Genomic DNA, 14,104 nt, shown 5'->3' with positions numbered 1-14,104 from the left:
GGCGCCCGAAGGCGGGCGCCCCGCACCATAGAAGGGGAATACGATGGCAGAACACACGCTCGACGCACCCGCATCGGCGAGCCCGGACGGGCACAACAAGAAGATGCGCCGGCTGGCGATGGCCAGCTCGGTGGGCACCACGCTGGAGTGGTACGACTTCACGGTCTACAACCTCATGGCCGCGCTGGTTTTCAACGCGATCTTCTTTCCGTCGTTCGATCCGCTGACCGGCACCATCCTGGCGTTCTCGACCTACGCCGTGGGGTACATTTCGCGCCCGCTGGGCGGTTTCGTGTTCGGCCATCTCGGCGATCGCCTGGGCCGCAAGTTCGTGCTGGTGGCGACACTCGTCATCATGGGCGTGTCGACCGGCATGATGGGCCTGCTGCCCACCTACAACACCTGGGGTGTGTGGGCGCCGGTGGCGCTGGTGGCGCTGCGATTCGTGCAGGGCGTGGCGCTCGGCGGCGAGTGGGCCGGCGCGGTGCTGCTGTCGATGGAACACGGCAAGCCGAACCAGCGAGGCCGCAACGCCTCGTTCACGCAGGTCGGCCCGTCGTGCGGCACGCTGATCGGCACCGGCTTCATCGCGGTGATCTCGGCGTCGCTGTCGGCCGAGGACTTCCAGGCCTGGGGCTGGCGCATTCCGTTCATCTCCAGCGTGGCGCTGGTGCTGTTCGGCCTGTGGCTGCGTCGCGGCGTGGAAGAGACGCCGGTGTTCCGTGAAATGGAAGAGAAGCGCGAAACCGCCAAGGCCCCGATCAAGGACGTGCTGGTGACCTACTGGCGCCAGCTGCTGATCGCCGGCGGCTCGCGCATCGGCAGCGACGTGCTGTACGCGCTGGTGGTGGTGTTCACGCTGACCTACGTGACCACGGTGCTGAACCTGTCGCGACCGCTCGCGCTGACCGCCACCATGATCGGCGCCGCGCTCAACGCGGTGACCGTGCCGATGTTCGGCGCGCTGTCCGACAGGATCGGCCGCCGCCCGGTCTACCTGCTCGGCGCGGTGCTGGGCATGCTCTGGGCCTTCGTGTTCTTCTTCCTGATGGACCAGGCCAGCCCGTTCGCGATCTGCGTCGCGGTGGTCGGCGGCCTGCTGATCCACGCCATGATGTACGGCCCGCAAGCCGCCTTCGTGACGGAACAGTTCCCGGGCCGGGTGCGCTACGCCGGATCCTCGCTGGCCTACACGCTGGCCGGCATCGTGGGCGGCGGCTTCGCGCCGCTCATCATCACCAGCCTGTTCAAGTCGTATGGCAGCACGGTGGCGGTGTCGCTCTACGTGGTGTTCGCCCTGGTGCTGACCGCCGTCTCGGTGTTCGCCGCGAAGGAAACCGCCAAGGCGCCGCTGCAGCAGTAAGGCCGCGCAAGGCGTCGAAACGCCCGCCGGGATCCCGCATCCCGGCGGGCGTTGTCGTTGTTGCGCGCGTTCAGAAGTTGTGGCGCAGGCCCAGCGCGAGGGTCTGCGGACTCGCGCCGGCCGTCACGCCCAGATCGTTGATGGCGAAGTCGTAGGCGGCGTTGGCGCGATTGCGGATGCGCGAGTAGTAGCCGTAGACCGAGGTGCGCTTGGACAGGGGCTGTTCGTAGCCCAGCGTGTATTGCACCGCGCCCGTCTTCGCACCGCTCGCGATCATGCCGATGGGCGCGTCGACGGAGCCGGTGCCGTTGGCGGCCACGCCCACCGCGGCCGTGAGGCTGCCGCTGCCGACCTGCTGCACCACCGACAGGTAGTAGCCCTTGCGGGCCAGATCACCGCTGCCGGTGCGGTAGCGCAGCTGCTCGTAGACCAGGTTCACCTGGGTGGTGGGGAAGGCATACGACAGGCCGATCTTGTACGCCTCGTCGTGCGTGCGCGCCGCCTGGTAGTTGCGGTGCTGTTCGTACGCAAGCGCCAGCGCGACGGGCCCTTCGCGGTAGCTCGCGGCGCCGGAGAAGAGTTGCGGATTGCGCGGGGTGTCCATGTGTTCCTGCGGCAGGCCCCACGACAGGCCCGCGCTCAGGCCGCGCCATTGGGCCGAGCGGTATTGCAGCGAGTTCTGCTGGCGCCGGTCGAAGGAGCTGGTGTTGGAGACGTTGCTGGTGCTGGCCGCCGAGCCGTTGCCGATCAGCGCCATGTAGCCGGCCGTGGTGGGATAGAACGGGTCGAGCTTCATGGTGGCCTCGGTGTAGGCCGTGTGCCAGTGGCCGAGAAACAGCGTGCCGTAGGGCGAGTCCAGCCCGACGCGGGTATTGCGGCTGGCGATCTGGCCGCGGCCGTCGTTGAGCGCGATGCCGCTCTCGATCTGGAAGATCGCGGAAAGACCGTCGCCCAGGTCTTCCACGCCGCGCAGGCCGAACACCGAGCGGTTGTTGGTCATGCGCGCGCCGCCGTGAGCGTCGTCGCCGCCGTGGATCCAGGCGTACTCGAGTGCGGTGTTGAGCCGGCCGTAGAGCGTGACACCCGGCTGGGCGTGTGCGGCGACGCTGGCGGTGAGCGCGGCGGCGGCAAGCGTGGCGCGCAGGCATGACGAGAGGGGAGGGTGTGACGAGACTTGCATGAGGCTCCAGGGCGCGCCGGGGCCGCGTGAGCGGGCCGGCCGGCGGTGTGATGAGAGCCTGCGGACGATACGCAAGGGCGTGGCGCGGCGCCATCGGACCATCGTATGAGTGGCTCGGTCCATGGTGGCATTGACCGCCGCGCCGCGCGCGGGCACTGGGGTATGCTTGCTGTCCCGAGCCGGGCCCGGCCTTGCGAGCGTCATGCGCTGATCCATGTCGACCCTCCCCATCGATCCGCCTTCCACTGCGGCCGAGCCGCTCGACGCGGCCGACCTCGCGCTGTTGCACCGGTGCCGCTACGGCCGCCGCATCCGAGCCGCGCTCGGCTACGCGTTGTTCGGCCTCTTCACGCTGTTCGCGCTGGTGCTGGCCGCACTGCTGCTGGATGCCGGCGTGCGCCGCGACGCGGGTTGGCCGATCGCCTTGCTGGTGCTGTGCCTGGCCGGCCTGAGCCTCTATGTCTGGCGCGGCCTGCGGCGCGGCCCGGCGAGCCGGCGCGCGCTCGATGCGGCGCTGCGCGGTGAGCTGCGCAAGTCGGTCGTGAGCGGCACGGTCGACGACTTCGGCCCGGCGGCGGCTCCGGGTCTGCGCTACACGCTGGACGGCGAGCGCGTGGACGTGGCGCTGCCTTACTGGAACGACATCACGCAAAACCCCGACCTGGGGATGCGGCCCTCCCTGCTGGTGTCGCGGGCCGACGTGCCGGTGCGGCTGCACCTGCTGCACGTGTTGCCCGACAGCCAGCCGCTGTTGCTGCGCGCCGAGTACCCCGGCACCCCCGCGGCCGTGACGACCGACGCGCCCATGGAAGCGGCCGATCGCGCGCCCACCCGCCAGGCCGGGGGCGTCGTGCGCAAGATTCTGCTGGGCGCGGCGCTCGTGGCCGCGGCGGCGGGCTTCGTCATGGCGCCGGCGTTCCTGTTGGCGGCCGTCTTCGCCGCCGTGGCGTTCCTGCCGCTGCCGGGCGACGGTCTGGTTGCGCGCGCAACCCACAAGCGGGTGCTGACGGGCGAGGTGGACGAGACCATTGGCTACCGCACCTTGCATCTGCGCGGCAACGACATGGTGGGCGCTTCGATGGAATACAACTACCGCGTGGGCGGCGAGCTGTATCGCGTGGCACACCTGGGCGCGCCCGGCCGGCCGGGGCAGCGCATGACGCTGGAGTACCTCGACCTCGGGGCGGGCGGCATCAAGCCGCTGTTCGTGCGTTTCGACGGCGGGCCGCGCCTCGAAGCCTAGCCCGGGCCGGCGGCGGCGGGCCTGGCCCGATACGGCGCAGGCCGGCGCCGGGTACTACTTCTTCAGGTGCGCGCGCACCGCATCGGCCGATACGCCGACGCGCGCCACGGCGTCGCGCAGCTGCTGCTCGCTGACCTGCAGCGCCTGCGTCCAATAGCGCAGCTCGTGCGGCTCGTTCACGTTGATCCGGGCGCGATCCTGGGCGCCGCGATTCTCGAGGTTGTCGCTCATGGTGGGCTCCTTGCGTGAGTGAGCCCACCAGGGAGCACGTGGCGTGCCTGCCCGGGGCGCGGCTACAGATGCCGGTGGCTGCAGCCCATGGGGGCGTCGAGCATCGCGCCGACGGCGGCGGCGATCGCTTCCGTGCTGTCCTGGTCCAGGCCGGTCAGGCGGATCATGCGAAAGCCGATCGCGAAGCTGTAGTGCCAGTCGAGCTCCAGGATGCGATAGTCGCGGCCGTGGGCGGCGCAGTGCCATTGCGTGGCCGGGTCTTCCCAGGCGGCGCCGATGAAGTCCATGGGGCTGTCGAAGGGCGGCATCGCCTCGAGCGGCGCATTGGCGCCGGGAAGCGCGGGCGGCATGAAATTCTCGCCCGCGTGCACCGCGGGATTCGGGCCGTGATAGGCCAGCAGCAGCAGGCCGAAGGCCGCCGGATCGGCGTCGTAGCCGGCGCGGGTATCGGGCGTGAGCGGGTCGCGTGCGGCCGGGCCCAGGGTGTAGAGCGGGCTGCGCCAGTCGCTGCCCTCGGTGTCGTGGGCCAACGGGCCGGGCGTCACGCCATGCTCGGCCAGCAGGGCCAGGGTCTGCTGCATGGACAGGTCATGGCGCACCGGCAGGCCGGCGGGCAGCAGGTCGGCATAGAGCGCGAGCACGTCGCCGGTGTTGCGCAGGCCGTCGGCATGGCGGAACTGGCCGCCCTCGAGCCCCTGCGTCAGGCCCAGGATGAGGCGCATCAGCGCCGCGGTGGGCACGCCGTCGCCCTGCGCCGGCAGTATGAAGCCGTCCCGCAGGAGGCGCGCCTCCAGGGCGGGCCAGTCGGGCGGGGGCAGGTGCAGGTCGCGCGGAAAGACGAACTGGTGATGCGCTGACATGAGGGGCAGGCTCCGGGTCGGGACGCGGACCATGATAGCGCGGCGCCGCGCTACTCGATGCGGATGCCGTGTTCGGTGGCGACCTTGCCCCAGCGCTGGATCTCGCCCAGCCAGAAGGCCTGGAACTGGGGGCGCGACATCGGCTGTTGCTCCACGCCCGCGGCCTGCCAGGTCTGTTCCATGTCCTGCAGCGCGAGCGCCTGCGCGATCGCGTCGTGCATGCGGTCGAGGACGGGCTGCGGCGTGCCTTGCGGCGCCATCACGCCGTACCAGCTCGACACCGCGAAGCCGGGCGCCACCGTCTCGCCCAGGGTCGGCAGGTCCGGCAGCGCGGCGGTGCGGCGCGCGCTCGTGACCGCGATGGCGCGCACGCTGTTGGCGCGCGTCTGCGCCAGCGCGAGCGGCATGGTCTCGAACATCAGGTCCACCTGGCCGCCGAGCAGGTCGCTCATGGCCGGTGCGCTGCCGCGATAGTGCACCGCCATCGCGCCCACGCCGGCCGCCGACTTGAACCACTCCATGCTCAGGTGCTGCAGGGTGCCGGGGCCGCCGGTGGCGTAGTTGGCGCGGTCGCCTTTCTGCTTCATCCAGGCCACCAGCTCGGCCGGCGTGCGCACCGGCAGCGCGTTGTTGACGATCACCACGTTGGGCGTGGTGCCGATGCTGGCGACGCCGACCAGATCCTTGGCGGGATCGAACACCAGGTTGTGGTTCACCGTGGCGCCGATCGCGTGGTGTACCGCGCCCATCAGGAAGGTGTAGCCATCGGGCGTGGCCTTGGCGACGAAGTCGGCGCCCACCATGCCGCCCGCGCCGCCGCGGTTTTCCACGATCACGGTCTGGCCCAGGATGCCGCTCAGCTTGGTGGCGAGCGGGCGCGAGAGGATGTCGAGCGAGCCGCCCGGCGGCGCCGGCACGACGAGCCTGATGGGCTGCTTCGCCGGCCAGTCCGAGGCCTGGGCGGCCAGCGGTGCCAGGGCGGCCAGCAAGCTGGTACAGGCGAGCAGGCTGGCGGCGGCCAGCCGCCGGCGGCCCGCGTTGGGGCGGACTTGGTTCATCGTCTGTCTCCTCCCGCGTCGTTGCGCGGCGGTGGTTATGGTGTCAATGCTTGCCGTGGCCGCGCGACAGCGGGCGCCGCGCCAGCTCGCGCACGCGCGCCCAGTCGGGCGTGAAGCCCAGGCCGGGGCGCTCGGGCAGGGCCAGCCAGCCGGCCTCGGGCTCGGGCAGACCGTCGAAGATCTGTTCGCAGACCCGCACCGCCACGGTGTGATACTCGATGAAGCCGCCGTGCGCGAGGCCCGCGTGCAGATGCATGTTGTGGAACGGCCAGGCACCGCCGTTGGCAATCGCGACGTTGTTGGCCTGCGCCATGCCGGCGATGCGCAGACACTGGGTGTAGCCGCCGGTGATGGCGACGTTGGGCTGGGCGATGTCCAGCGCGTCGTGCTGGAAGAAGTCGGCGAAGCGCGCGGCCAGGCCTTCGTTCTGGCCCGCGGCCAGCGGCATCGGCGCGCGCCGGCGCAGGTCGGCCAGCGCGCGGGCGTCGTTCTGCGTGAGGGGCTCTTCGAAAAAGGCGATGTCGCAGTCGGCCAGCCGTGCGGCGAGCAGGCGCGCGTGATAGGGATCGAGGCTGCAGTTCGCATCGATGCACAGCTCCACGTCGGCGCCCACGCTGGCCCGCACGGCGCGCACCCGTGCCTCGTCCTCGCGGATCAGTTCCGACAGCGGGCGCGGCTCGTCGCGGCGCTGCAGGCCGTGGTTGCCCACCGTCATCTTGAGCCGGCGAAAGCCGCGCGCCGCCCATTGCGAGGCGGCCTCGGCCAGCTGTTCGCGGTCGAGGAAGTTGAAGCCGAAGGTGGCGTAGACCGGCACGCGGGGGCGCGCGCCGCCCAGCAGGCGCCACAGCGGCAGACCCAGGCGCTGCGCCTTCAGATCCCACAGCGCGATGTCGATGGCGGCCATGGCGTGGGCGGCATAGCCGCTCTGGCCGCGCGGGGTCAACAGCCAGTAGAGCCGCTCCCACAGCTTCTCGGTGTCGAGCGCCGACTCGCCGATCAGCGCGGCCGCCGCGATCTCGTTGATGGTGGCGCCGACCGCTTCCTCTTCGGTGATGGCCGTGAAGCCGCAGCCGGTCAGGCCGCAGGCGGTGTCGATGCGCACCAGCACGCACGACAGCGAGCTGCGCTTCTCGCCGCCCGGCACGGGCATCGCCACTTCGATGTTGAGGGGAATGGCCTGGACCCGCTCGATCGCGAGGTCCTGGGCCAGGTCGCCGGCATGCTGCATGGTGGTCTCCGTCTCGTTGTCGGCATAAAGCGCGTTTTCTGCGTTATAGGCCTGTCGCCCGAGCGCGGACAATCGGCATTTTTTCAAGCTGCTTTCGAGAAACACGAAAGCATCAATGCCCGGCCGCGCGCAGCAGATGGCCGATCAGGCCTTGCGCGCCCGGCGACGGCTCGCGCTGTTGCGGCCAGCCCAGCACGAGTCGGCGCTTGGACCAGGCATCGCGCAGCGGCGCCAGGTGCAGCCGGCCCAGCGCCGCGTAGGGCTGGGCGACCCGTTGCGGCACGATGCCCACGCCGATGCCGCTCTCGGCCATGCGACAGACCGCGTCGAAGCTGGTGACCTGGATGCGCAGCCGCAGCGCGCGGCCGGCCTGCGCGGCCGCGCGCTCCATCTGCGTCAGGATCGCCGTGCCGCGATACAGCCCGACGTGGTCGTGCGCCAGCGTCTGCGCGAACGGCAGCGCGCCCTTGCGCCGCGCCAGGCTGTGGCGCGGATGCATGACGCAGACCAGCGTGTCCTCGCGATAGGCGTGCGCGTGCAGGTTACCCGGCGTGTAGCCATCGTCGAACACGCCGATGTCGGCGCGATCGGTCTGCAGCATCTCCACCGCGGAGCGGCTGGTGTGCTCCTCGAGCTCGATGCGCACGCGCGGGTTGCCCTGCATGAAGCCGTGCAGGTCTTCGGGCAGGAACTGCAGGATGGCTGCCGAGTTGGCCACGATGCGCACGCGGTCCTGCACGCCGTGGGCGCAGTCGCGCAGGTCTTCCTCCATCACGCCCGCGAGCGCGGCCATGCGGCGCGCGTGCGCGATGAAGATGTCGCCGGCCGGCGAGGGCTCGACGCCGCGCCGGTGACGCAGCAGCAGGGCGGTGCCGACACGCGCCTCCAGGTCGCTGATGCGCTTGCTCGCCGCCGCGACCGACAGATGGCAGCGGCTCGCGCCGGCGCTGATGCTGCCGCAGTCGGCCACGGCGATGAGCAGCCGCAGCGCGGTCATATCGAGTTGGGACAGGGCGCTCATCTCACAGCCCCCGCAGTGCGGATTCGATCTGTCCGGCGAACCATTGCACCGCCGGCTGCGCGGCCTGGTAGGCATGGACGTACACCCGCACCTCGAACTCGGGCACGCTCACCGGCAGCGGCATCGCCCGCAGTCCGCCATAGGATTCGAATACGCGCGCCACGCGCAGCGGCAGCGTGGCCATGAGGTCGCTGTGCGCGATCAGCTCGGGCAGCACCGTGAAGTGCGGGATGCGCAGCGCGATGCTGCGCTGCACGCCCTGCGCACGCAGCGAGTCTTCCACGTGCTGGTGCGCGAAGAAGGGGGAGGTCACCAGCACATGGCGCGCCGCGAGGAACTGCGCCAGCGTGAGCCGGCGCGCGCGGGCGGCCGGATGATGGCGCGCCGCCAGGCAGACGTAGTGTTCGCGAAACAGCAGGCGGCTCGAGAGCTTCTCCGCGCCGAGCGGCAGATTGCCGATGGCGGCATCGACCTTGCCGGAGGCGAGCTGCTCGGTGAGCGCATCCATCGGCACCTGCAGCACGTCGAGCTCGGCCAGCGGCGCGGCGCGGCGCAGCTGCGCCACCAGCGGCGGCAGGAAACAGAGCCCGCCGATATCCGACATGGCGACCCGGAAGCGCCGGCGCGAGCGCGCCGGCTGGAACGCGCCGGCGAGCTCCTGGGTGCGGTCGATACAGGCGAGGGCCTCCTGGAAGGCGCGGTAGATCTGCTCGGCGCGCGGGGTGGGCGCCATGCCGCGGCCATCGCGCACGAACAGCGCATCGCCATAGGTCTGGCGCAGCTTGGCGAGACCGTAGCTCACGGTGGGCTGGGTGAGTTCGAGCCGGTCGGCGGCCTGGCTCACGCTGCCGGTCTCGAAGACGGCCACCATGACGCGCAGGAGATTCAGGTCGAGCCGATGCGCGTGGCCGGCCTCCAGGGAAGCGGCTGTCGCCATGGGGTTGTCTCCGCCGGCGTGCATGCGCCAGTGTGTGTGCTGTTATCGATGCCTTCTATATGCAACATACCACTCATCGATTGAATGGATAAGGACGCAAACCCTACCATCGCAGCAATGACGACACGGGGGGCCGGCGCATCGCGCCGGGCCGCCATCGCAAGGGAGACGAGGATGGAACGTTCGTTCGCGAAAGAGGTGGGCAGCCTGGCGCTCGGGGCCGGCGAGGTCTTCCACGGCGAGGGCATCCTGGCCGTGACCAAGGCGCTGTTGCAGTCGGGCGTGAGCTACATCGGCGGCTATCAGGGCGCGCCCGTGTCGCACCTGATCGACGTGCTGGGCGATGCGCGCGGCCTGCTCGACGAGCTCGGGGTGTACTTCGAGAACAGCGCGTCCGAGGCCGGCGCCGCGGCCATGCTGGGCGCCTCGATCCACTACCCGGTGCGCGGCGCCGTGACCTGGAAGTCCACGGTCGGCACCAACGTGGCCTCCGACGCGCTGTCCAACCTCGCCTCGGCCGGCGTGACCGGCGGCGCGCTCATCATCCTGGGCGAGGACTACGGCGACGGTTCGTCGATCATCCAGGAGCGCACCCATGCCTTCGCGATGAAGTCGCAGATCTGGCTGATGGATCCGCGGCCCAACCTGCCGTCCATCGTGGCCGCGGTGGAGCAGGGTTTCCGCTTGTCGGAGGCGAGCCAGACGCCGGTGATGCTGCAGCTGCGCATCCGCGCCTGCCACGTGCACGGCAGCTTCGTCTGCAAGGACAACGTTGCGCCCGCAATCTCCACGCGCGCGGGGCTGGCCGAGGGCCGCTTCGATTACGGCCGCGTCAACCTGCCGCCGTCCACCTACGAACACGAGCGCCAGAAAGTGGCGCAACGCGCGCCGGCGGCGCTGCGCCATATCGTGGCGGCGGGCCTGAACGAGACGTTCCCGGGCACGCGCGACGACGTCGGCCTGATCGTGCCGGGTGGCCTCTACAACGGGGTGATCCGCGCCTTGCAGCAGCTGGGGCTGGCCGATGCCTTCGGCGCGAGCGAGATCCCGATCCATGTGCTCAACGTGGTGTACCCGCTGGTGCCGGAGACGCTGCTCGCGTTCTGCGAGGGCAAGGCGTCGGTGCTGGTCGTGGAGGAAGGGCAGCCCGAGTATCTCGAACAGGCGCTGCAGGCCATGCTGCGCCGGGCGGGTGCGCGCGCAACCGTGCATGGCAAGAATGTGTTTCCGATGGCCGGCGAGTACGGCGGCGAGGTGATGCTGCGCGGCATCGGCCGCTATCTGGCACTGCAGGGCGACACGGCGCCGACGCAGCGGGCCGACGCGCTGACCGGCTGGCGCCAGCAGGCGGTCGAGTCGCTGCAGACGCCCGTGCCGAACCGGCCGCCGGGCTTCTGCGTGGGCTGCCCGGAGCGGCCGGTGTTTGCCGCCATCAAGCTGGCGCAGCAACGGCTCGGGCCGCTGCACGTGAGCGCCGACATCGGCTGCCACACCTTCGGCACGCTGCCGCCCTTCAACATCGGCAGCACGGTGCTGGGTTATGGGCTGGGCCTCGCGAGCGCCTCGGGCATCGCGCCGCTGATGCAGCAGCGCGTCATCAGCATCATGGGCGACGGCGGGTTCTGGCACAACGGCTTCACCAGCGGCGTGGTCAACGCGATGTACAACAACCAGGATTCGGTGCTGGTGATCCTGAAGAACGGCTACACCTCGGCGACCGGCACGCAGGCGATCCCTTCGTCGCCGAGCCAGCCCGCCTCGCGCCCGCTCAGCCTGGACATCGAGGCCGCGCTGCGCGGCGTGGGCGTGCGCTGGCTGCGCACCGTGCCGAGCTACCAGGTGGCGAACATGCGGCGCACGCTCGACGAGGCCATGAGCACGCCCGAGGGCGGGCTGAAGGTCATCATCGCGGACGGCGAGTGCCAGCTCGAGCGTCAGCGCCGCATCAAGCCGCGCAACGCCGAGCGCATGCGGCGCGGCCAGCGCGTGGTGCGCACGCGCTTCGGCATCGACGACGAAGTCTGCACCGGCGACCATTCCTGTATCCGGCTGTCGGGCTGCCCGTCGCTGTCGCTCAAGCCCAATCCCAGCGTGCTGCGCACCGATCCGGTGGCCACGGTGAACGCGGGCTGCGTGGGCTGCGGCCTGTGCGGCGAGGTGGCGCACGCGGCCCAGCTGTGCCCGTCTTTCTACAAGGCGGAGATCGTGCATCACGCCAGTGCGTGGGAGCGCCGGCTGGCGCGCTGGCGCGCGCGCGTGATCGGGGCCCTGGCGGGGCGCGCGGCGCTGGCGCGGGGAGCGTCGGCATGAACGGGATCCGACCGGTTTCGATCCTGATCGCCGCGCTGGGCGGCGAGGGCGGCGGCGTGCTGGCCGACTGGATCATCGCGGCCGCCACCGCGCAGGGCTTCCCGGTGCAGAGCGCCTCGGTGCCGGGCGTGGCGCAGCGCACGGGCGCCACCAACTACTACCTCGAGGTGCTGCCGGTCGCGCGCGCCGCGCTCGGCGGGCGCGAGCCGGTGCTGTCGCTGGTGCCGTTTCCCGGCGACGTGACGCTCGTTGCCGCCACCGAACTGGTGGAGGCGGGCCGCATGCTGCAGGCGGGCTATGTGAGCCCCGAGCGCACCTTGCTGGTCGGCTCCGCGCACCGCGAGTACGCCGTGTCGGAGAAGGCCGCGATGGCCGACGGCCGCTACCGCACGGAGCGCATCGTGGCCAGCGCGCGCGCGCTGGCGCGCGAGGCCATCCTGTTCGACATGGCGGTGCTGGCGGCGCGGCATCGCACGGTGATCAACACGGTGCTGTTCGGCGCGATGGCGGGCAGCGGCGGCCTGCCGTTCTCGCGCGCGGTCTGTGAAGACGCGATCCGCGCCACGGGCAAGGCGGTGGCCGCGAGCCTGGCCGGGTTTGCGGCGGGCTTCGACGCGGTGAGCGCGGCCCGTGCGCGGAACGACGTCGCGGCCGAATCCCCGATCGAGCCGCCGCCGCAACCCGGCGCGCGCCTGCCTCACACCGCGGTGCCGATGGCCGCCGACGCGCTCGCCGGTCCATCCGCCGAGCCTGCCGCCGATGAACCGCCGCCGGGCCCGCGCGGCGCGCGCGTGGCGGGCCTGCCGCCGGCCTTGCGCGCGATCGCGGCGCAGGGCGTGGCGCAGGTGCTCGACTACCAGGACCTCGACTACGCCGACCGCTACCTGGACCGGGTCGAGTCTGTGCTCGGCACCGAACAGGCACACGGCGAGCCGGACCTGCCGGTGACGCTGGCGGTGGCGCGCTGGCTCGCGCTGTGGATGAGCTACGAGGACGTGATCCGCGTGGCCGATCTGAAGACCCGCCGCGACCGGCTCGCGCGTGTGCGCCGCGAGGCGGGCGCCGCCGACGACGAGCCCATGCATCTGACCGAGTTCCTGAAGCCCGGCCTCGACGAGCTGTGTTCGGTGCTGCCCGGCGCACTGGCCCGGCGGGTGCGCAGACGCTGGGGCGCGCGCGGCGGCCAGGGCGGAGTGCCGCTGCACCTGCGCACCAGCACGGTGAGCGGCTTTGCCCTGCTCTGTGTGCTGCGCGGCCTGCGGCGCTGGCGCCCGCGCACCGAGCGCTACGCGCGCGAACACGCGCTCATGACGCGCTGGCTCGATGCCGTGCGCGGGCTGCTTGCGCGCGATGCGGCGGCCGCACTGGAGCTGGCGCGTTGCGGCAACCTGGTGAAGGGCTATGGCGAGACGAGCGAGCGCGGACACCGCAATCTCACGGCCATCCTCGACGACGTGGCCGCGCGCGCCGAGGGCAGCGAGCCGCTCGCGGCGCGCATCGCCCGCGCGCGCGACGCGGCGCTGGCCGATCCGCAGGGGCAGACGCTGGCGCGCGCGCTCGACCTGCCGCCGCCCGCGCTGGTCGAGCAGCCGCTGCGCTTCGTGCGCAGGCCGGCGCCAGGCTGACATCGGCGCGACGGCGCCGATCGCCGCGCGCGGACGGGGCGGTACACTGTGCGCTCACTGGCCCACAGCGTTACCCGTCCGACCGTGTCCACCGCCCCGTTCATGCCCGCTGCCGCACCCGCCTCCGACCCCGCTCGCGACGGCGAGGTGGACGAACGGCTGTTCGTGGCCTCGGTGGAAAAGGCGATGCGCGTGCTCGAGAGCTTCGATCGCGACAACCAGGCGCTGTCGATCCTCGAGCTCAACGAGCGCACCGGGCTGGGCCGCAGCGCCACCCAGCGCTTCGTCTACACGCTGCATCGGCTCGGCTATCTGCAACGGCTCGCGGGCGCCAAGACCTACCGCTTGTCGGCCCGGCTGGTCGGGCTGGCCGGCGCCATGCTGGGCGGCAATGCCCCCCTGCAGCATGCCTGGCCGCATCTGGTCGAGCTCGCGCGCGAAACCGGCGAATCGGTTTCCTGGGTCGAGCTCGACGGCGACGAGATCATCGTGCTGGGCAACATTCCCAGCGTGCATCCGGTGGCGGTCAACCTGCCGGTGGGCAGCCGCTATGCCGCCATGCCCGCCTCCTCGGGGCAGGTGTTGCTGGCGCATCTGCCCGACGCGGCGCTGCGCGCGCGCATCGCCGCCATGCCGGCCGGCGTGCGGGCGCGCTTCGGCGATCGCGACGACGACGAGATCCTGGGTTTCTTCACCCGGGCCCGCGCCCAGGGCCATTCGCTGACCGAAAAGAATCTCGGCCAGGGCAGCGTCTCCATCTCGGTGCCGGTGATCGACGGCCGGGGCCACACCATCGCCGCCCTCAACCTGTCCACGCTGTCCGCGCGCCACGACGCCGATGCCGTGCGCTCGCGCCTGCTGCCGCTCGTCATCCAGGCCGCACGCGACCTCGTCGCCGCCTGAACCCGTTCCCTTCTGAAAATTGAAAGGCAATTTTCTTGCCGGGGCATTCTTGCGCCTGCGGGAAACCCCTTGCTTTGTTCGTGCGCCAATCCGGCGTAGCATTGTTAAAAATTAAATAGTAATTATAGAAATTGCTATGTAATTA

At 71.1% G+C, this 14,104-nt stretch carries 12 protein-coding genes; 5 read left to right on the top strand and 7 right to left on the bottom strand.

All coding sequences use genetic code 11. The annotated features are described in order from the left end of the window. Nucleotides 1-43 precede the first annotated feature (43 nt). Nucleotides 44-1,363: an MFS transporter gene (locus tag CEG14_RS14165; RefSeq protein WP_094826978.1), complete on the top strand. Its 1,320-nt coding sequence runs from the start codon at nt 44-46 to the stop codon at nt 1,361-1,363. Nucleotides 1,364-1,433: 70 nt separating this feature from the next. Here the strand turns inward: CEG14_RS14165 and CEG14_RS14160 are convergent, their stop codons facing one another. Then, a complete protein-coding gene (locus tag CEG14_RS14160; RefSeq protein WP_094826977.1) occupies nt 1,434-2,543 on the bottom strand; it encodes a porin in 1,110 nt (369 codons plus the stop codon). A 214-nt stretch (nt 2,544-2,757) separates the two neighbouring features. On the opposite strand from CEG14_RS14160, the gene CEG14_RS14155 reads away from it, so the two are divergent. Continuing rightward, nucleotides 2,758-3,786, top strand: coding sequence for a hypothetical protein (locus CEG14_RS14155; RefSeq protein WP_094826976.1), 1,029 nt, complete (start codon nt 2,758-2,760; stop codon nt 3,784-3,786). Between the two features lie 54 nt (nt 3,787-3,840). On the opposite strand, the gene CEG14_RS14150 is transcribed toward CEG14_RS14155, so the two are convergent. The 6 genes from CEG14_RS14150 to CEG14_RS14125 form a co-directional block, all read right to left on the bottom strand. Continuing rightward, nucleotides 3,841-4,017, bottom strand: a complete 177-nt coding sequence (locus CEG14_RS14150) for a DUF3606 domain-containing protein (protein WP_094826975.1) — start codon at nt 4,015-4,017, stop codon at nt 3,841-3,843. Between the two features lie 62 nt (nt 4,018-4,079). Further along, the gene (locus CEG14_RS14145; RefSeq protein WP_094826974.1) at nt 4,080-4,877 is read right to left on the bottom strand and encodes a hypothetical protein; all 798 of its coding nucleotides are present in this window, start codon (nt 4,875-4,877) and stop codon (nt 4,080-4,082) included. A 50-nt stretch (nt 4,878-4,927) separates the two neighbouring features. Beyond that, on the bottom strand, nt 4,928-5,935 hold the full coding sequence (locus CEG14_RS14140) for a Bug family tripartite tricarboxylate transporter substrate binding protein (protein WP_094826973.1): 1,008 nt from the start codon (nt 5,933-5,935) through the stop codon (nt 4,928-4,930). Between the two features lie 43 nt (nt 5,936-5,978). Then, entirely contained in the window at nt 5,979-7,163 is a 1,185-nt protein-coding gene (locus CEG14_RS14135; protein ID WP_094827544.1) for a mandelate racemase/muconate lactonizing enzyme family protein, read from the bottom strand. 112 nt (nt 7,164-7,275) lie between these two features. Continuing rightward, a complete protein-coding gene (locus CEG14_RS14130) occupies nt 7,276-8,184 on the bottom strand; it encodes a LysR family transcriptional regulator (protein WP_094826972.1) in 909 nt (302 codons plus the stop codon). Nucleotide 8,185: 1 nt separating this feature from the next. Then, the gene (locus CEG14_RS14125; RefSeq protein ID WP_179280599.1) at nt 8,186-9,121 is read right to left on the bottom strand and encodes a LysR family transcriptional regulator; all 936 of its coding nucleotides are present in this window, start codon (nt 9,119-9,121) and stop codon (nt 8,186-8,188) included. Nucleotides 9,122-9,295: 174 nt separating this feature from the next. Here CEG14_RS14125 and CEG14_RS14120 point away from each other — a divergent pair, with 174 nt between their 5' ends. From CEG14_RS14120 to CEG14_RS14110, 3 genes are all read left to right on the top strand, one after another. Then, the gene (locus CEG14_RS14120) at nt 9,296-11,431 is read left to right on the top strand and encodes a thiamine pyrophosphate-dependent enzyme (protein ID WP_094826970.1); all 2,136 of its coding nucleotides are present in this window, start codon (nt 9,296-9,298) and stop codon (nt 11,429-11,431) included. Further along, entirely contained in the window at nt 11,428-13,056 is a 1,629-nt protein-coding gene (locus tag CEG14_RS14115) for an indolepyruvate oxidoreductase subunit beta family protein (RefSeq protein WP_094827543.1), read from the top strand. Before CEG14_RS14120 ends, CEG14_RS14115 begins: the two co-directional genes overlap by 4 nt. 84 nt (nt 13,057-13,140) lie before the next feature. Continuing rightward, entirely contained in the window at nt 13,141-13,959 is an 819-nt protein-coding gene (locus CEG14_RS14110; RefSeq protein ID WP_143277212.1) for an IclR family transcriptional regulator, read from the top strand. Nucleotides 13,960-14,104 lie beyond the last annotated feature (145 nt).

Source organism: Bordetella genomosp. 1, from assembly GCF_002261335.1.
Taxonomy (GTDB): Bacteria; Pseudomonadota; Gammaproteobacteria; order Burkholderiales; family Burkholderiaceae_B; genus Bordetella.
The sequence above is the reverse complement of the archived record's forward strand: the minus strand, read 5'-3'. Positions and strand labels throughout refer to the sequence as shown.